This window comes from Oscillospiraceae bacterium (genome assembly GCA_015067255.1).
Taxonomy (GTDB): domain Bacteria; phylum Bacillota; class Clostridia; order Oscillospirales; family SIG519; genus SIG519.
The window spans coordinates 1-19,751 of the sequence record SVMS01000005.1 but is presented as its reverse complement, the minus strand read 5'-3'; the positions used below and the strand labels follow the sequence as shown (position 1 = coordinate 19,751).

Here is a 19,751-nt window from a genome sequence, read left to right as displayed (position 1 = left end):
AAAACGCCCTCTTTAAAACTCAATTTGCATATTATTATAAATAATCTGTGCCTACTTTCGCTTTGTTACGGAATTACTCCCGCTTTTTAACGAAAGGCTCACGACCGCACAGATTGCCGAAGGGTATCCGCCGATAATTTCGATAACCCTTTCCTCGTCAACCGATAAATTTCTCGGTTCCGGCGCTAACGCAGCAAAACTGTTTTAAAAACAAGCTAAACGTTTAAAAGCTTACTAATCTATCCTCCTTTTAAAGCTCAATTTATTATATTATATTTTTTCAATTTTGTCTACTGTTTTTTTAAAAATATATTTGACAAACTAAAAAATCAGTGCTATACTGAGAAAAAAGAAAGGATATCGGGATAATGTTTATCAATTGTGTTGCTTCAAAGTATTATTACTCTTATTATTTCAGAAAAAAATAATAAGAGTGTTTTTGCTGCAACAAATTATTCCGTTTATTTATGCTCAGCAGTAATTACACTGCTGAGTTTTTTTATTTATTTTATCAAAGGAAAGGACACGATAATTTATGATTATTCTTTTAAAAGAAAATTCCCCACAACCTCAAATAGACAATCTTACCGATTGGCTTGAAAACCAAGGAATGCAGGTTCACCTTTCAAAAGGAAAATTTCAAACTATTATGGGCCTTATCGGAGATGCCGGTAAAATTGACGTCAATCTTTTAGAAGGTCTTGATATTGTCGAAAAGGTTACAAGAATAACTGAGCCTTTTAAAAATGCCAACAGAAAGTTTCACCCTGACGACACTATTGTTCAGATTTCTGACGATGTTAAAATAGGCGGTGGAAATTTCGTATTGATTGCAGGTCCATGTTCAGTCGAAAGTGAACAGCAGATTATCGAAATTGCTGACAGCGTAAAAAAAAGCGGTGCTTCTGTTTTGAGAGGCGGTGCTTTTAAACCAAGAACCTCGCCCTATGATTTCCAAGGTCTCGGTGCCCAAGGAATAGACCTTTTGAAAAAAGCTAAAGAAGCTACAAAAATGCCTATAATTACTGAAATTATGAATGCAAACCATCTGCCTCTTTTTGATGATGTTGATATCATTCAGGTAGGCGCAAGAAATATGCAAAACTTTGAGCTTCTTAAAGAATTAGGTAAAACAAAAAAGCCCATTCTTTTAAAAAGAGGTCTTTCAAGCACTATTAACGAATTACTTATGAGCGCTGAATATATTATGTCCGGCGGCAACGAAAATATAATTTTATGCGAACGAGGAATCAGAACCTTTGAAACCTACACAAGAAACACTCTTGATTTATCTGCGGTTTGTATGCTTAAAGAACTGTCTCATCTTCCCGTTGTTGTTGACCCAAGCCACGCTTGCGGAATTTCAAGAATAGTTCCTTCATTAGCTCTTGCAGCTGTAGCAGGCGGTGCAGACGGTCTTATGATTGAAGTTCATAACAATCCTTCAAAGGCATTATGCGACGGCGCTCAATCCCTCTCCCCTGAACAATTTGAAATTCTTTCCAAGAAGGCGTTTGCAATAAAAGGAGAAATGAACAAATGGTAATAGGAATTGTTGGTTTAGGTCTTATCGGCGGTTCTCTTGCTAAAGCTTATAAAAAAAGCAACAATACTGTTTACGGTTTTGATATTGACACTATCACTCTGCAATATGCTATTATGACCGGCACTTTAGATGCAGCTTTGACACAGGATACCTTAAAGCTTTGTGATGCTGTTTTTATTGCTTTATACCCCGATGCAACCGTCGAATATATTCTTAAAAATCAAAGCTTTTTCAAAAAAGACTCAATTGTTATTGATTGTTGCGGCGTTAAAGAAAAAATTTGTTCTCCCTGTTTTGATATAGCAGATAAAAATAATTTTCATTTTGTAGGTGGACACCCTATGGCAGGATTGCAAAATTCCGGCTATAAAAACTCTAAGGAAGATTTATTTTGCGGCGCAAATATGATTTTAGTTCCAAAGAAAAACGAAGATATTGCGCTATTATCAAAAATAAAGGATATTCTTGTATTAGCAGGTTTTGAAAGTGTTTCTGTTACATCTGCTCAAAATCACGACAAAATAATTGCATACACCTCTCAGCTTGCTCACGTTGTTTCAAACGCATATGTTAAAAGTCCGTCTGCAGCTGTACATCACGGTTTTTCTGCAGGAAGCTACAAGGATCTAACCCGTGTTGCTCAATTAAGTGCTGAGATGTGGACACAGCTTTTTATGGACAATAAAGAAAACCTTTTATTTGAAATAGACAGCATTATAAACTCCTTAAATCAATACAAGGATGCAATAAAATCCAATGACAGACAAGCTCTCTTTTCGCTTCTCAAGGAAGGCAGTGACAGAAAGGTAAAGATAGACAAAAATGAGCTTGAATAATAGGAGATTTCTCAATTGACATTCTTTTAAAAATATGGTATATTATTGAACAGAATTATACATAAAAAATGAGGACTTAAAACAGTCCTCATTTATACGCTGGTGTGGCTCAGTCGGTAGAGCAGCTGATTCGTAATCAGCAGATCGTCGGTTCAAGTCCGATCACCAGCTCCAGTAAAGAACCTCGACACGCAAATTGCGTGCTGAGGTTCTTTACTATCATTTGAGGTAAGTTATGAACACTCGTAAAATAGCGTGTGCTGACTCTAAAAGTCCACCTACTCTTGAAGGATCGTTAGAAGCAGCGGAAACTGCCATAACGTGACCCATTGTAGGACAAACATTTCTATCAATAGGCTCATTGGGCTTAGGCTCAATCAAAATTTTGATGTTCTTATCATAATCAAGCATCTTGTTAATTGATTCGATAAGTCTGTTTACTGCTAAAACAGGGTCTTTACTTTCATAGCAAAGAGTACCTTCTCTTGCAAGCCACAATACAACCTTATCGCATCCGAGTGTATTTGCAATATCAATTGAACGATATGCTCTGTACATTGCAAACTCTCTGTCTTTTTCGCTATTGGATGTAAATCCGCCATCGATTGTGTGACCGTCCATCCAAAGTCTCGGAGCAACAAATTCTGCTACCAAGCCATTGTTATCCAACATAGAGCGAACTTCTTTTGCGCGAGCGATGATTTGCTCATTTGTTAAGTCATTTAACTCCGGTACTGCATCATCATCGTGGAACTGAATAGCATCAATACCGATTTTTTTGAATTCTTCAAGCTTCTTGCCAAATTCGATAGTTTTTCTTACAGCAGGACCATAAGCGTCTGCTCCCTCGTGTACGTTCCAAGGGCCTACGGAATACTTAAATTTTTTCATCGTTATTCTCCTTATCAAATAAACACTTTATTAGTTATTATTTGGTTAATTTATTAACAACTTCTATAATCTTGTTACCAACAGCTTCGATTTCTTCATCGGTTGAATTGATGTTGATACCGAAAGCAGAGCCAAGACCGCCGTCAACAACGCCAACGCTGATGTTTACTGCTCTCTCTAATATATCATCAGTCTGAGGAAGCATATTCTTGTGGTATCTCTTTCCGCCGTCAAAGTTCAAGATCTGCTCCATATTGTTGTATACGTGCCAACCGGAATGGCAAATTGTCTTAGAATTTACTTCTGCACAGAATGCATCTGCTAATTCTTTTGTATCAAAGATTAAAGTTAAGAGAGTTGCACACTCGTTTGCTTCATCGTTGATTGTTCTGAACTTGAAGCCGTTAAGTCCGCTGATCATAGCCTTAAGCTTAGCTTTCTTTGTACGTAATGTTGTAAGAATTTCATCAAGCTTTCTTGTCTGAGCAATAGCAACAGCACCTGTAAGCTCGTTCATTCTCATATTCATACCAACGATACTTCTTTTACCAACCTCAACACCTGTTCTGTTGGGCTTATGACCTTGATCGTGGAAACCAAAAGCTCTCTCATACATATCATAGTCATTACTGATAACAGCACCGCCATCACCGGTAGAGATTGTTTTAAAGAAGTTAAGTGAAAATGCACCGATATTTCCGATTGTACCAAGTCTCTTGCCCTTATAAGAAGCACCGCATGCTTGACAGCAGTCTTCAATAACGTACAAATTGTGTTCTTTAGCTATCTTCATGATTTCATCCATATTACACTGATTACCGAGCATATGTACAACCATGATAGCTTTTGTTTTATCTGTTATTTTCTTTCTTACATCTTCAGGATCGATTGTAAGGCTATCGTTGATTTCTGCTAAAACAGGGATAGCATTCATAAGAATAATTGATGATATAGATGCAATAAAGGTATATCCGGGAACAATTACTTCATCTCCGGGCTGTATACCGATTGCTGATAAGCAACACATCAAAGAGCCTGTTCCGCTGCTAGTAGCAACACAGTAATCTGCACCCATCTTCTTCTTAAATTCTTCTTCAAATGTGAAAACCTTTCTCTTGAAACTAGGGTTGTCAAGTGAACCATAGCGGAACAGATATTTAGCATCTGTCACCTCTTGAATTTCTCTAATTTCTTCTTCGCCAAAAACATATGCACCAGGACCGCCTGCCATTTTACATCTTCCTTTCAAAATAAATTAATATAAATCCAAACGGTTTACATAACTCCATTATAATCAATTTATCTCATTTGTCAATACTTTTTTTATTTTTTTATAAAACGTTTTGCATTTGTTCTATATGATTTATTTTCTTGTTGTTGCAATTGCTCTGTTTTTGTGATATAATGTATTGGTTAGGTCTTTAGAGAAAGGTGATTATAATGTCAAAACTTACAATAAAAGATATTGCCAAAATGGCCGGAGTTTCTACTACTGTTGTATCTTTTGTAATCAACGGCAAAGAAGGTGTAAGTCCTAAGACAAGAAAAAAAGTTGAAGATATTATTGCTTCTACAAATTTTGTGCCAAATTTAAGTTCAAGACGACTTATCCTTAATAAATCATTTAATATATGTATCGTAGTAAAAAGTACTTCTAATCCTTTTAATAACTTTTTTTATTTCGAAATAGCACAGGGGCTTCTTGAAAAAAGTTCAGAATACGGATACAATATTGTATTTTCTGAAATTTCCGATGATTTTTCCAAGCATTCATTCATTGACATATTGGAACGTGGCGATGCAGACGGAGTTGTTTTTTTTCAAAACGTCGACAACCATATGTTAGATTATGTTAACAGTAAAAACATCCCTGCAGTTTTAATTGATAGCACTATCCAAAATTCCTTTAACTATATAAATGCCGATTACTCTGTCTCTGCATATACTGCTACAAAACACCTTATAGATATGGGACATAAGGAAATAGGCTTTATATCCTCTAACTTCTCTTCAACATTCTTTTCAGAGGTATTCAGCGGCTTTAGCAAAGCTTTAAACGAAAACGGAATATTGATTTCTCTTGATTGGCTATGTATAGATGCTAATAGTGAAAAGGAAGCTTATGATGCTATGGATAAGATTTTAAGCTCTTCTAAACGCCCCTCCGCTGTTTTTTGTGCTGCAGATATGCTTGCAATCAATGCAATGAAATGCGCAAAAGACCACGGACTTAAAATTCCCGAAGATATTTCTTTTATAGGAATTGACGATATTATTATTTCCAAATATATCGAGCCCTCTTTAACAACAATTAAAATTGATAAAAAAGAAATGGGAAGGTTTGCCATCGAACTTCTTGTTAACAAATTAGACGGCAAACCTACAGAAAACATTATTGTTCCATCTGACTGCTTAATAGCCCGTGATTCAGTAAAGAAGATTTAGAGTAATTAAAATCGATCAAGAAGGAAATTATAATGAAAAAAATATTATTCGGAATTGCACTTATATTATTTTCAATTTTTGTAGTTGTGCTTGACCGTGGTTACGATTTGCCCGGCATAGTAGAATATATTTATGTTTTTGTTCCTTTGATAGGTTTAGTTTTTTGCTTTATCGGACTGTTCGAGAAAGAAAAAAAAAATCTTACATAATATAATAATCATCAAAGCAAGATTTTCCAATGTGGAAGATCTTGCTTTGTCTACAATATAGATACAATATGTATACACTGTATTCTTTTAGCCTTTAAAATGAATATCTGTTTTAACAATAAGGGATAATAAAGAAACAATAAGCAAATTACGGAGTGAAAATATTGTTTAAAAAAGATTATTTTAAAGGCTGGTATTTTAAATGCTTTTCTGAGAACAAAACTCTTGCATTTATTCCTGCTTTTCACAGCAGCGGTAATCAAGAGACTGCTTCTGTGCAAATTATTACAGATAATGCCGTATTTAACATACCTTTCAATTCATTAAAATATCGCGAAAACCCTTTATGTATTGTTTTGGAAAATTGTGTTTTCTCTAAAAAAGGAATAGATATCAATTTTAAAAATGATAAGCTTACCGTCAGCGGTAATTTGAAATTCAGCGCCTTTTCTCCCCTTCGGTACGATATTATGGGACCTTTTAAATTTATTCCTTTTATGGAATGCAGACACAGCGTTTACAGTATGAGGCATATAGTGGACGGAGAAATTATTATTAACGGTCAACTATTTAATTTTCAAAATTCATTGGGCTATATTGAGGGTGATTGCGGACGCTCTTTCCCTGAAAAATATATATGGACTCAGTGCTGTTTCGAAAATTGTTCATTGATGCTTTCGGTTGCAAATATTCCTTTTGGCTTATTTTGTTTTACGGGAATTATCGGTGTAGTTATGCTTAACGGCAAGCAATACCGAATTGCGACTTATCTGGGAGCTAAAGTAAAAAGCATCAATGAAAACAGTGTTATTGTCACACAGGGTAATTATAAGCTTTGTGCAACGCTTATTAAAAAGAACTCTCTTCCTCTCTATGCTCCCATAAGCGGCAAAATGGACAGGACTATTCACGAAAGCGCCTCCTGCGAAGCACGCTATATCTTTTCTTATAGAGGTAAAGTATTATATCAGTTTACAAGTAATAGAGCAAGTTTTGAATTTGAATACACTTAAGCTTAAAATAGCGTGCCTGGTCTTATACAAGGCACGCTATTATATCAATACAATGATATGATTTTATCCACATATTGACGCATCTCTTCTTTAGAAGCTATTGAATGTGTGCCATCTATAATCTCCCGCTTTTTACTTTCGCCTAAGGCTGCAAACTTTTCCATAGCTTCAGGTCTTCGTGCCAACGCCATTCCCAAGCCTATCGGTATTTTATAATGCTCCATAATATACCTCAAAAAAATCATTACAGTATATAATAGTATATTTCCGTATTTTTTAATTCATATACATATATTTGTCTTGATTTTTTTGAATTTTGTGATATAATGGCTTAGATTGGTATATTAGTCGTTTTTGGGCAATTTTTTCAAGGAGTTTGATTATATATGAAAACCAACTCCGTCATTAAAGGTTATCTGTTTTTGGCGGTTTCTTTTATAAGCTGTTTATTAAGCTGTCTCTCCCCCGCTCTTCTATTTGTGACAGCGATTATCACTATCAGCTTTTTTGTTTTAGCTTGTCCTTTTGTTCACAAACCTTTTTTGGTTATTGTCCCTGTTCTCAGTGTCGCTTTCAGTTTATTTTCAGGAAATAATTATTATATAACTTTTCTTATTTTTTCAATTTTCCTCACTGCAGGGCTTATTTATTTTCTTATAACAAAAGGCAAAAGTGTTAAAGAAATATTTTTTGCTTCAACTGTTTTTGAAGCTATCTGCGCTTCTTTAACGTTATTGATTTTTATATATATGAGAGGCGGTTCTCTTTCTGCGAATGCAATAATCCACGTTTTTTCACCGCTGACAACTCCGCTACGTGCATACTTTGACAATATTATACAGTTTTATGAGGTTTTATCTCCTGAATATGCGGGTCAAATTTCTGAAATAATCAATCAAAGCTTTACAGTTATTGAAGCCACTCTTCAAAATGCAATATTTTCTATTATTATTTCCTTTGTTTGTTATATATTGTTTTTTGCTTTATTTATTTCAAGAAACCTTTTGAGACTTTCCGGATTTGATGTCTCTAAAATGGGAAGATTTAACGAGTTTTCTCTCGAAAGAAGCTCTGCTGTTGTTATGATAATATGTCTTTTTGGACAGATGTTATTTGAAAACAGCTTGGGTATTGCTTTTTATAATCTTTATACCGTTTTATCAACTATATTTATTTTTGTGGGAATAGGTGTAATTGCTTTCTTTATGAACAAAAGCAACATTTCCCTGTTAGCTCAAAGAATTTTGCTTTTTTTATTAGTTACAATATGCATTTTACCCTTAGGCGTTTCCTCTTTAATAGGCGCTTTAGGTGTTGTTGATGTCTTTTTCGGCATACGAAAGAAAATAGCTAATAAAAAAAAGTCTTAAGAAAGGATATATATTATTATGAAAGTTATTTTACAACAAGATGTTAAAGGTCAAGGAAAAAAAGGTCAGCTTATAAATGTATCTGACGGTTATGCACGCAATTTTCTTTTACCTAAGGGCCTTGCAGTTGAAGCAAACGCACAGAATGTTACTGTAATGAATTCTCAGAAGGCCGCTCAGGACTACAGATTAAGCGAAGAAAAGAAAGCAGCTCTTGAGCTTAAAGCTAAAATAGAAAAGATTTCTCTTGAGCTTCACGCAAAAGCAGGTGCAGGCGGAAGACTTTTCGGTGCTGTTACATCAAAAGAAATTGCAGAAGCTTTGAAAAAGGTACACAATATTGATATAGACAAAAGAAAGATATCTCTTGACGAGCCTATAAAGGCATTTGGCGGCTACAATGCCGAAATTAAAATTTATACCGATGTTGTTGCAAAAATGAAGGTAAACGTTATTGAATAACAAATTCCAAAGAAAGCAAGGTGAAGAACATGGACGATTTGAGAAAACTGCCATACAGTCTTGAAGCAGAGCAATCTGTTATTGGCTCTATACTTATAGATTCCGATTGCATCGGAGACGTTTTTTCTATCTGCCAGGCTTCTGATTTTTACGTTGAAGCTCACAGAGATATTATTGACTGTATTTTCTCTATGAACAACAAAGGCGAAGCCATAGACATTGTAACTTTGCTTGCTGCTCTTGTGGAAAACGGTGTTTACAGTGAGGAAACAGGAAAAGAATATCTTTATTCTATAGCTCAAAGTGTTCCCACTGCTAAAAACGTTAAAGTTTATGCTGAAATTGTTGCTCAAAAAGCTGTATTGAGAGGACTTATTAAAGCATCTAACGATATAAGTGAAATATGCTATGACCAATCGGGTGATGTAAGTCATATAGTTGATACTGCAGAGCAAAAGATTTTCAACATAACCTCAAGCAGAAATTCTAAAGAATTTGTATCTCTTACCTCTGCTGTCATTTCTACTCTTGACAGGCTTCACAAGATGCAAGGAGAAGACAGAGATGAATATTTAGGAATAAAAACACATTTTTCTGCTCTTGATAATGAAATTTCCGGTCTTCACAACTCCGACCTTATAATTTTAGCGGCACGTCCCGGTATGGGAAAAACGAGCTTTGCTCTCAATATTGCTCAAAATGTTGCCACAAAGTCCAATAAAAAAGTCGTTATTTTCTCTTTGGAAATGTCCACAGAGCAATTGGCTGAAAGAATGCTTTGCTCTGAGGCTTTAGTTGACAGTAAAAAGCTCAGAACAGGAAATCTAAACGATTCCGATTGGGATAAACTTGCAGATGCTGCAGGAGCTTTATGCCGTGCGAAAATACTTTTAGACGACTCTACCGATGTAAGCGTAAGCGAAATGAAATCAAAGCTACGCCGTGTTAAAAATCTCGGTCTTGTTATTATCGACTATTTACAGCTTATGGGCGGAGGCTCAAAAAGCGGGAACAGAGTACAAGAGGTTTCTGAGATTTCACGTTCTCTTAAGGTTATGGCTAAAGAGCTTAACGTTCCTGTTATTACCCTCTCTCAGCTTGCCAGAGGTCCTGAATCAAGAACCGACAAACGTCCTATGCTAAGCGACCTTCGTGAATCCGGTTCAATAGAGCAGGATGCCGATTCAGTATGGTTTTTATACCGTGATGATTATTATAACAAAAACAGTGAAACTAAAAATCTCTGTGAATGTATAATTGCCAAAAACCGTCACGGCGGAACCGGAAAGGTTGACCTTCAGTGGATAGGAGAATTTACAAGATTTACCTCAAAGGAGAAATGGCTTGATGAAGGTTCAAGCAAATCCGGCTCTCGAAGCTAAAAAAGCTATTGAAAAATACAATATGTTAGACAACACCTCAGGAATTGTTCTGGGGCTGTCAGGCGGCGCCGACTCGGTTGCGCTTTTTCATATTTTAAAAAATATTTGTAAAGAAAAAAATATAAAGCTTTTTGCGGCACATATTAATCATATGCTTCGTGATGAAGCTGCCTTTTCAGACGAGGAATTTGTAAAAAAGCTTTGCGCACAAGAAAATATAAAGCTTTTTGTTTTAAGAAAAGATATTTCTCTTTTAGCCGAGCAAACAAATCAAGGCATTGAAGAGTGCGCAAGGAATGTCAGATACGAATTTTTTAACAAAATTCTTGCCGATACAAATTCCCAGAAAATCGCAGTTGCGCACAACAGCGACGACTGTGCCGAAACCTTACTTTTCAATCTTACCAGAGGCGCAGGACTTAAGGGCTTAAGAGGAATTTTGCCTGTAAGAGATAATATAATACGTCCGCTTTTATTCGTAAAAAAAGAGGATATATTAAATTATTGTAATAAAAATAATTTTTCTTTTGTTCAGGATATGTCAAACTTTTCTCTTGATTATACAAGAAACAAGCTCAGACACAATGTACTCCCTGCTCTTTGCGATATAAATCCCGAGGTTGTTTCTTCCTTTTCAAAAACTGCAAGCAGTTTAAGTGAAGACTATGACTTTATTCAAAATACTGTAGAAGAACAATTCAATCGCTGTTACTCCGACAGTGCTATTGATTTGAATATTATTCGTTCACTACACCCATCTATTGCAAAAAGGTGTTTACAAAAGGCTGTATTTGTATGTAGCAATATAGAAATAAATTCAAAAACAATCTCAAATTTATACAATCTTATGAAATTTGGAGAAACCTCAAAAAAAGTACAAATCAGCGGAGATTTTTATGCTATAATAAATTACGGTAAGCTTTTATTCAAGCATTTGGAAGAAAGTGCTGAAGAAAAGTTTGAAATTCCCGTTAAAGAAGGGCAAAACATTTTACCTTGCGGAAAAGTTTTTAATATTACAAAAAATGTTAACAATTTAGAAATCAAAAACAGCATAGATTGTGATAAACTTATTGGCAATCTGAAAATTGTAAATAGACCAATTTGCAATCAAGGAGCAAAATCTCAACGCTTTTATGCATATAATGCTTGTGGTTCCAAATCTATAAAAAAGCTTCTTATTGACAAAAAAATTCCTGCTTTTCAGCGCAATTCTCTTATTTTTCTTAAGGATGATGAGGGCATTGTTTATATTGAAAAAATAGGGGTTGCCAAAAGAGTTGCTCCAAGCAGCAATTCTGTTAACATTATCTGTGTAAAAATATAATCTTTTAACATATTACTAAGGAGTGACCAAAGTTTGAAAAAACCAAAAATCAGTACAATAAGCTTTTATGTTGTAATTCTTCTTGCTTTCCTTGTTATTGCTTTTTTATTCAGAGGCACAGGAACAACAGAAGCAGTTAAATATTCCGATATTATAAATAAATTCGAAAACAGAGAAGTTACTGCTTTTAAAATAGATGATTCAACACTTATATATGAGCTTAAAGACGGAAAAACATATAAATACAATCTTTACAGCGTAGGTCTTTTTCTTGAAGATGTAGATGAAGCTATTACAGAACAGAGAAAAGAAGGAACCATCAGCTACGATTTAATCCCGCCTGTTACTTTTCCCTGGTGGGTATCTATGATTCCTACTGCTATAATAATTATTGTTTTTATTTTCCTATGGCTGTTTATGGCAAACCAAATGAACGGCGGGGGCAAAGCTATGAGCTTTGGAAAAGCCCGTATAAAAACAGCCAATAACGATAAAAGCAAAACTACATTTAAAGACGTTGCCGGTGCAGATGAAGAAAAGGAAGAGCTTGAAGAAATAGTTGATTTCCTTAAGAATCCTAAAAAATATATTGATTTAGGCGCAAGAATCCCCAAGGGTGTATTGCTTGTAGGTAACCCCGGAACAGGTAAAACCTTGCTTGCAAAGGCTGTTGCCGGAGAAGCAGGTGTCCCCTTCTATTCCATTTCAGGCTCCGATTTCGTTGAGCTGTATGTCGGTGTAGGCGCTTCCCGTGTTCGTGACCTTTTTGACCAAGCTAAAAAGAGCGCACCCTCCATTGTTTTCATTGACGAAATCGATGCTGTGGGCAGACAGAGAGGCGCAGGTCTCGGCGGCGGTCACGACGAGAGAGAGCAAACTCTTAATCAGCTTTTGGTTGAAATGGACGGTTTCGGTGTTAACGAAGGAGTTATTGTTATTGCCGCAACAAACCGTGCCGATATTCTTGACCGTGCATTACTCCGTCCCGGACGTTTTGACAGACAGATTGTTGTTGCTGTTCCTGACGTTAAAGGAAGAAAAGCAGTTCTTGAGGTTCACGCAAGAAACAAGAAATTTGCAGACGGCGTAGATTTAGAAACAATTGCAAGAGGTACTACAGGCTTTACAGGAGCTGACCTTGAAAACATTCTTAACGAAGCTGCTCTTCTTGCTGCAAGACGTAAGAAGGCTGCTATAGATATGCAGGATATTGAGGACTCTATACGCCGTGTTACAATTGGTGTAGAAAAGAAATCCCGTGTTGTATCAAAGAAAGACAAAATTAATACCGCTTATCACGAAGCAGGTCATGCTATAGTTTCAAAATTCTTAAAAACCCAAGACCCTGTTCACGAAATTTCCATTGTACCAAGAGGTATGGCAGGCGGATATACTCTGTATCTCCCCCACGATGACAAATCATATATGAGCAAAAATGAGATGTCAGAAAGCATTGTTTCCCTTTTGGGCGGACGTGCCGCAGAGACTATTGCTCTTGATGATATTTCTACAGGAGCTTCAAACGATATCGAAAGAGCTACTGCAATTTCACGTCAGATGGTTACAAAATTCGGTATGAGTGAATTGGGCACAATTGCTTTCGGTTCAGACCACGACGAAGTATTCTTAGGAAGAGACTTTACATCTAAGACAAGCTATTCCGAGGCTACTGCTTCTAAGATTGACGAACAAATTCAAAAAATTATCAATACTGCATATGAAAAAGCTATTGAAATTCTTAAAGAAAACATCAATGTTCTTCACGAGCTTTCTCAGATGCTTGTAGAAAAAGAAAAAATTACAGGCGTTGAATTTTACGCTTTATTCGGTGAAGAAATGCCCAAACGTGAAGAATCTGTTTTTAACAGAGCTTCAGAAAAAACAACTCAAGAATAATGAAACAACAAAGCAGATTTTCTCACTAAAGAAAATCTGCTTTGATTTTTTTATTAAAATATTTTTACATCAGTTGCATCAACACCGCCAATATTGGAAACAGAGCTGTTTTTCTTTTCAACAAAACACATCGCACCGTCTTTTTGAACAAGGAACAATCCATTTGATTTTTCAATATATATTTCAAATTCAGCAGAACTTAAAACCCGTGAAATACATTCAAAAATAACAGTAGAAGAATATATTTTATTATTGCCGTCATATACAGAAAATTCCACTTTTGATATTTTAGGAATTTTTTCAGCAACTGCTTCCTCAGGTGACCAATAAACACATTGACCTTTTTCAAATTGCAGTGTTTTAGCTTTAGGTTGTCCCTTAGCATCAAGGTTCCACATTTCACCATATGTGCAGGTAGCTTCTATATGGGTATAATCCAAATCAAAAAGAAAGGCTTTTGCATAGTGCCCGGTATAACTTAGCATAGGAGAATAAGCCCAAAAGAATTTTGCAGAATAATAATCATAATCAGCTATCTTTTCATAAATTCCTTTTGCCTTTTTGGGATTTATTACTTTATAACTCAGCGTAGGTTTAACGCCGTCATTAACCCAAACCTCAGAAAAATCAGAATTAAAGCAAATACATACACCCTTGATATGTGAATAAATAGTAGGCTCGGTATCTTTTTCTGTTCTAAGAACAATGATATATTTGCCTTCTCTGTCTTCACTGCGATTTTTTGATATTTCCCTATTAGAAATATTTATATCGACAAGCTCTTTCAAATAATCTTTACTAAATCCGTTAAGGGCGCTATAAGTATGTCCGTCGTTAGAATACATAACATTAACAGTTTCCTCTACCGTTTGCGATAACAACATATTTTCTATGTTTTTAATTTTGTTGTGTGCGGGATTTGTGAGAAAGCATATGGCAAATACAATGCTTAAAGCAACAGCAACAGCAACAATCCAAAATGCAGGTTTCTTATATTTAACTACAGATTTTACTCTGTCCTTCACTCCAACCTCACCAAATGCAAGAGGACATACGGAAATCATACGTCTATTCACGCTGCAAGTTAAAAGCGCCTGAGAATAATCTGCTTTTTGTTCATTATCAAAGTCTTTAATAACTTTTTCATCACAAGCAAGCTCAATATCTCGACAAAGCAAAACATATCCAAGCCACATCAAAGGATTAAACCAATGGAGTGTGAGAATCAAAAAGCCAAGCGGTTTCCATAAATAATCTTTACGACGAATGTGTGCTTTTTCGTGAGCGATAACATGCCCTATGTCCTTCTCATTTATATTGAACGGCAGATAAATTTTCGGCTTTATAATTCCAAGTACGAAGGGAGAAGCTACATTTTCACTTTGAAAGATATTATCACGAAGAAGAACCGCAGTACCTAATTTTATTTTTACACGTAAATAGCTGATAACTGTAAAGCCAAGCATTAAAGCAATTCCTGCAATAAAAACAATTGACAGAACAGGAATTAAAATTTGCAAAGGATTAATGCTGTTACTGGGATTAGGAGCAAAAGACTCATTAATTACAGGATTAATAAAATTATTTATGACAGGAAACCCCGAATTTACAGTGGGTGTTTTATCCATCATTATCTCGTAGCTGATTGTTTCTGCACTTGGTATAAGACTAATTGCGCTCTCAATAGAAAACGGGCAAATCAGTCTGACAGCAACAACACCCCAAAGGAGTACCGTAATCCATTTAGGAGTTTTTGTGAAAAGTATTCGCAAAAGCAATACAGCAAGCAAGGTCCAGCTTGCCGATATGCTCATATTCACAACAGTTAAGAAAAATCCGCTCATTTTGATTTTCCTTTCCTAAAGCTATCTATCATTTGCTGAACCGTATCAATCTCTTTATCGGTTAACTTTTGATGCTTTGTAAATGCTGCTATAAATGCCGGCAATGAACCCTCAAAGGTTTTCTCTACCATTTCATTCAGTTGTGCCGCTTGCACTTCATCCTTGGTTACAAGCGAAGTAACCACGGTATTTTCATTTTTTAACACACCACGCTCAGACAAGCGTTTAATAACGGTGTATGTAGTGGTAGGTTTCCAACCGAGTTGCTCTTTGCAAAGCTCTACAAGCTTACTGCTTTTAACGGGTTCATTCTCCCATAAAATCAAACAAAAACGATATTCACTTTCAAACACCTTTGGTGTATCCATAATATCAGCCCACCTTTCTCTAATCTATTAGAGTAAATATACTCTAACACATTAGAGCTAAGATGTCAAGATGTTTTTTGCAATAAAACTAAAAAAAATAAGTGTGGAAAATTTCCACACTTATCCCTTGCATTTATACCAAGTATCTGCGCTGTTTACATCTACACTCAGAGGTACATTTAATTTTGCTGCGTTTTCCATTTCTCTTTTTAGCAAAGCTTTAACAATTTCTTTTTCATTTTCGGGACACTCTATTATAAGCTCATCGTGTACCTGCAAAATAAGTCTTGCTTGAAGCTTTTCTTTTCTCAAAGCATCAAATACGCGCACCATAGCAATTTTTATAATATCCGCCGCTGTTCCCTGAATGGGGGTATTCATAGCCACTCTCTGTCCAAAGGCTTGTATATTTTTATTGGAAACTGCGAGTTCAGGTATATAACGGCGACGGCCGAAAATAGTTGTTACATATCCCTCTCTTGTTGCATTTTCAACTGTATCTGACATATATTTTTTTACATTTTTATAAAAGTCTAAATAATCGTCTATATACTTTCTTGCTTCTTTTCTTGAAATATGCAAATCCTGAGAAAGTGAGTAATCCCCTATTCCGTAAACTATTCCGAAATTTACCGCTTTCGCTCTTGTACGCATCAAAGGAGTTACAAGCTCAGGCATTATTTTAAAGACCTCAGAAGCTGTTTTGCGGTGAATATCTTCATCATTTTTAAAAGCTTCTATCATTTCTTCGTCATCTGCTATATGTGCAAGCACACGTAGCTCTATTTGAGAATAGTCAGCATCAACTAAGGTATACCCTTCTTTTGCTACAAACATTTTTCTGATATTTGCGCCCATTTCGTGTCTTACGGGAATATTTTGCAAATTAGGCTCTGTACTGCTTATTCTTCCTGTTTGAGTAACAGTCTGATTAAATACGGAATGTATTCTTGAATCATCGGAAATAACTTTTAAAAGACCGTCTGCGTAGGTTGACTTAAGCTTTGTCAACATTCTGTATTCTGTTATACAGTCTATTATAGGATGATATCCTCTTAGCTTTGCCAACACCTCTGCATCGGTGGAATAGCCTGTTTTTGTTTTTCTTATTACAGGTAATTCAAGAACATCGAAAAGTATTTCGCCAAGTTGCTTTGTTGAATTGATGTTAAATTCCTGACCTGCAAGATTATAAATCTGCTCTGTAAGCTGCTGACATTTTTCTGTAAGCTCTTGTGAAAAAGCACTCAACGCTTCTTTGTCCACTTCAAATCCATAGAACTCCATATAAGCTAAAACCTGTGTCAGAGGGACCTCTATATCATTATAAAGAGAAAGCATTGAAGCTTCTTGTAAAGCCTTTATCATATTTTGCGATATTTCGGGCAAATAAAATATTAGTTCATATTCATTTGAAATCGAAACGTTCGCATAACGGTTGCATAATATTTCTGCATTGTATGTGCTTTCAGACGGATTTAAGAGATATGCCGCAATCATAGCGTCAAAAAGAGCGTTTTCCATAACAACTTCATTTTCAGCACAATATTTATACAATGCTTTTAAATTGTTAGAATACTTCTTTATTTTATTATCTTCCAGCATTTGTTTAAGCTCTTGACAAACAGGAAGCTTAGGAATTTTTACAATTTCCTTCTCATCTTTAAAATAGAAAAATTCATCATCAATATAAATATAAAGATTTCCGTCAATAAGCTTTATTTGCTGTCCTTCTTTTACGCATATACTTTCCACTTGCTTAATTTCAGGCTCATTATCCTTAAAAATTCTTTCCAAAAACGAATTAAATTCCAATCTTTTTAAGAGAGCTGTCAATTCCTGTGCATTATATTCACGTAAATCATAAGAGCTTAGAGAGCTGTCAATAGGCACATAGCAGTCAATCATTCCCAGCTTCTTTGACAAAAATGCCATTTCTTTATCATTTTTCAGCTTTGTTCGTACGCCTTCTTTTATTTCAAGCTCATCTATTTTATCATAAATATTTTCAATGCTTCCATGTTGAGCTATAAGAGATAACGCTGTTTTTTCACCTATACCCGCAACTCCCGGAATATTGTCAGAGCTATCTCCCATAAGCGCTTTAACATCAATAAGCGCTTTGGGCTCAACACCGTACTTTTCAATTACAGCTTTTGTATCATATATAGTATTTTCACTTTTTCCGCTTGAGAGATATACAGTTACATTTTCATCAACAAGCTGTAAATCATCACGGTCTCCGGTAACAATTATACACTGCACCTTTTCCTCACTGCATATTCTTGCAACTGTACCTATAATATCGTCTGCCTCATAGCCTTCTTTTTCAAGAATAGTTATATTCATAGCATTTAAAAGCTGTTTAATTACAGGAAACTGTTGTGCAAGCTCATCTGCCATAGGCTTTCTTGTAGCCTTATATTCAGAATACATCTTATGTCTGAAGGTAGGCGCTTTCAAATCAAAAGCACAGACAATATAGTCCGGCTTATGCTCAGAAATACTCTTTAACAATACGTTTAAAAAACCATATATTGCATTGGTGGAAAGTCCTTCACTGTTAGTCAAAGGACGTATTCCGTAAAAAGCTCTGTTAATTACACTGTTTGCATCAAAAACTACAAGTTTCATAAGCTATTGCACAGCTATATTGCTGTTCCTTTCATAATAAATCAGTATATAAATCTAATATGTAAATCATATCAAAATTTGCACCGATTGTCAATTACTCCCGATATTTTTGACTTGTTTTTAAAATTAACATTTCAAAATGTTAATTTTTGTTAAATTAGTGTTATTTTTTGTGATTTTTTTCTTGACAATTTTATATTGATATGGTATTATGGTAAAGGTAAAAGTATGTGTGGAAATTTTTGCTTTTTACTAAAGTAAAAATACAAAGTCGGAGGTGACAATATGAATTACGACAGACAGGAAACAATTAAAAGACTTCTCAACGAAAATAACATCGTTTATTTAAAAGATCTTGAAAAACTTTTTCCTGATGTTTCTTCAATGACTTTACGCCGTGATATAGAAAAATTGGAATTTCAGGGTATTGCACAAAAAATACGTGGCGGTGCTAAGCGTACCGTGTTTGATTCTTCTTCTGCTCACGAACCTGCGTATTCTCACCGTGCAACCGTAAATATGGATATTAAAACAAGGCTTGCAAGAAATGCTGTTAAATTTATAGAGTCCGGCAGAGCTGTGTTTTTAGATTCCGGTACTACCACTATGGAGCTTGCTAAGCTGTTACCGGATATTAAGCTTTCTATTCTGACTACAGGTCCCAATATTGCAATAGAAGCTTCTAAAAGATACAGTACTACTGTTAATATGGTGGGCGGAACTATAAATTCTAACAACTGTGCCGTTTCCGGTATGCAAGCCCTTTCTTTTATTAAGAGCATAAATATTGACATTGCCTTTACTACTCCTTCGGGATATTCCCAAAGCGGTGGTTTTACTGTTGGTAATTATGCTGATTGTGAAGTAAAACGGGCAATAATAAAAAAAGCAAATAAAGTTGTTATGCTTATGAGTTCCGATAAGCTTGACAAGTCTTTACCCTTTACCTTTGCTACCCTCAAGGATATCGACGTTCTTATTACAGACGGTGTTCTTGAAGAAAGTATACTCAAAACTGCCGAACGTTCCGGCATTGAGATAATAAGAGTTTAATTTTTTAGGAGGAAATAAAATGAAAACCAAAGCATTAAGAATTTACGGCGCCAATGATTTAAGGCTCGAAGAATTCGAATTACCGGCTATTAAGGATGATGAAATACTTGCAAAAGTTATTTCCGACAGTCTTTGTATGTCTTCTTACAAGGCTGCTATCCAGGGCGGAAATCATAAAAGAGTTCCCAATGATGTAGACAAGAACCCCACAATTATCGGACACGAGTTCTGTGGTGAAATTGTTGAAGTAGGTAAAAAGTGGCAGGATAAGTTCAAGCCCGGCCAGAGATTTGTTGCTCAGCCTGCTATGAACTATAAGGGCTCCCTTGAAGCTCCCGGCTATTCCTTCCCCTACTACGGCGGAGATGCAACTTATATAATTATCCCCAATGTTGCTTTAATAACCGACTGTATCCTTCCCTATGAGGGCGACAGCTTCTTCTACGGTTCTCTTGCTGAGCCTATGTCCTGTATC

Annotated in this window: 17 protein-coding genes and 1 tRNA gene; 12 read left to right on the top strand and 6 right to left on the bottom strand. The window is 35.6% G+C overall.

Annotation, left to right across the window (positions count from 1 at the left end; translation table 11 throughout):
* Positions 1-535 precede the first annotated feature (535 nt).
* From aroF to E7480_02160, 3 genes are all read left to right on the top strand, one after another.
* Positions 536-1,546 carry a 3-deoxy-7-phosphoheptulonate synthase gene (gene aroF / locus E7480_02170; protein MBE6903395.1) on the top strand — a complete coding sequence of 337 codons (1,011 nt, stop codon included), beginning with the start codon at positions 536-538 and terminating at the stop codon, positions 1,544-1,546.
* Complete coding sequence (locus E7480_02165) at positions 1,540-2,382, top strand: prephenate dehydrogenase/arogenate dehydrogenase family protein (protein MBE6903394.1); 843 nt, start codon at positions 1,540-1,542, stop codon at positions 2,380-2,382. Before aroF ends, E7480_02165 begins: the two co-directional genes overlap by 7 nt.
* Positions 2,383-2,480: 98 nt before the next feature.
* Positions 2,481-2,556: transfer RNA gene (locus tag E7480_02160), tRNA-Thr, on the top strand.
* A 45-nt stretch (positions 2,557-2,601) separates the two neighbouring features.
* Here E7480_02160 and E7480_02155 read toward each other — a convergent pair.
* On the bottom strand, positions 2,602-3,273 hold the full coding sequence (locus E7480_02155) for a hypothetical protein (GenBank protein MBE6903393.1): 672 nt from the start codon (positions 3,271-3,273) through the stop codon (positions 2,602-2,604).
* A 37-nt stretch (positions 3,274-3,310) separates the two neighbouring features.
* Positions 3,311-4,504: a DegT/DnrJ/EryC1/StrS family aminotransferase gene (locus E7480_02150; protein ID MBE6903392.1), complete on the bottom strand. Its 1,194-nt coding sequence runs from the start codon at positions 4,502-4,504 to the stop codon at positions 3,311-3,313.
* Between the two features lie 209 nt (positions 4,505-4,713).
* Between E7480_02150 and E7480_02145 the strand changes: the two genes are divergently transcribed.
* Both E7480_02145 and E7480_02140 read left to right on the top strand, forming a co-directional pair.
* Positions 4,714-5,718, top strand: coding sequence for a LacI family transcriptional regulator (locus E7480_02145; protein ID MBE6903391.1), 1,005 nt, complete (start codon positions 4,714-4,716; stop codon positions 5,716-5,718).
* A gap of 373 nt (positions 5,719-6,091) precedes the next feature.
* Positions 6,092-6,940 (top strand): hypothetical protein, encoded by an 849-nt coding sequence (locus tag E7480_02140; GenBank protein MBE6903390.1) that lies wholly within the window; start codon positions 6,092-6,094, stop codon positions 6,938-6,940.
* A gap of 44 nt (positions 6,941-6,984) precedes the next feature.
* Here the strand turns inward: E7480_02140 and E7480_02135 are convergent, their stop codons facing one another.
* On the bottom strand, positions 6,985-7,143 hold the full coding sequence (locus E7480_02135; protein ID MBE6903389.1) for a hypothetical protein: 159 nt from the start codon (positions 7,141-7,143) through the stop codon (positions 6,985-6,987).
* Between the two features lie 183 nt (positions 7,144-7,326).
* Between E7480_02135 and E7480_02130 the strand changes: the two genes are divergently transcribed.
* From E7480_02130 to hflB, 5 genes are all read left to right on the top strand, one after another.
* On the top strand, positions 7,327-8,310 hold the full coding sequence (locus E7480_02130; protein MBE6903388.1) for a DUF2232 domain-containing protein: 984 nt from the start codon (positions 7,327-7,329) through the stop codon (positions 8,308-8,310).
* Positions 8,311-8,328: 18 nt separating this feature from the next.
* Positions 8,329-8,772: a 50S ribosomal protein L9 gene (locus E7480_02125; protein ID MBE6903387.1), complete on the top strand. Its 444-nt coding sequence runs from the start codon at positions 8,329-8,331 to the stop codon at positions 8,770-8,772.
* Positions 8,773-8,801: 29 nt separating this feature from the next.
* On the top strand, positions 8,802-10,154 hold the full coding sequence (gene dnaB, locus E7480_02120; protein MBE6903386.1) for a replicative DNA helicase: 1,353 nt from the start codon (positions 8,802-8,804) through the stop codon (positions 10,152-10,154).
* A complete protein-coding gene (gene tilS / locus E7480_02115) occupies positions 10,120-11,481 on the top strand; it encodes a tRNA lysidine(34) synthetase TilS (GenBank protein ID MBE6903385.1) in 1,362 nt (453 codons plus the stop codon). Before dnaB ends, tilS begins: the two co-directional genes overlap by 35 nt.
* A gap of 366 nt (positions 11,482-11,847) precedes the next feature.
* On the top strand, positions 11,848-13,377 hold the full coding sequence (gene hflB, locus E7480_02110) for an ATP-dependent zinc metalloprotease FtsH (GenBank protein MBE6903384.1): 1,530 nt from the start codon (positions 11,848-11,850) through the stop codon (positions 13,375-13,377).
* Between the two features lie 53 nt (positions 13,378-13,430).
* On the opposite strand, the gene E7480_02105 is transcribed toward hflB, so the two are convergent.
* The 3 genes from E7480_02105 to polA all read right to left on the bottom strand — a co-directional run bounded on the left by E7480_02105 (position 13,431) and on the right by polA (position 18,223).
* Complete coding sequence (locus E7480_02105; protein ID MBE6903383.1) at positions 13,431-15,221, bottom strand: M56 family metallopeptidase; 1,791 nt, start codon at positions 15,219-15,221, stop codon at positions 13,431-13,433.
* Positions 15,218-15,589 carry a BlaI/MecI/CopY family transcriptional regulator gene (locus E7480_02100; GenBank protein MBE6903382.1) on the bottom strand — a complete coding sequence of 124 codons (372 nt, stop codon included), beginning with the start codon at positions 15,587-15,589 and terminating at the stop codon, positions 15,218-15,220. Before E7480_02100 ends, E7480_02105 begins: the two co-directional genes overlap by 4 nt.
* 120 nt (positions 15,590-15,709) lie before the next feature.
* Entirely contained in the window at positions 15,710-18,223 is a 2,514-nt protein-coding gene (gene polA / locus E7480_02095; GenBank protein MBE6903381.1) for a DNA polymerase I, read from the bottom strand.
* A 285-nt stretch (positions 18,224-18,508) separates the two neighbouring features.
* On the opposite strand from polA, the gene E7480_02090 reads away from it, so the two are divergent.
* Together E7480_02090 and E7480_02085 are read left to right on the top strand one after the other, a co-directional pair.
* Complete coding sequence (locus tag E7480_02090; protein MBE6903380.1) at positions 18,509-19,276, top strand: DeoR/GlpR transcriptional regulator; 768 nt, start codon at positions 18,509-18,511, stop codon at positions 19,274-19,276.
* Between the two features lie 19 nt (positions 19,277-19,295).
* On the top strand, positions 19,296-19,751 hold a 456-nt coding region (locus E7480_02085; GenBank protein ID MBE6903379.1), incomplete at its 3' end, for an L-sorbose 1-phosphate reductase.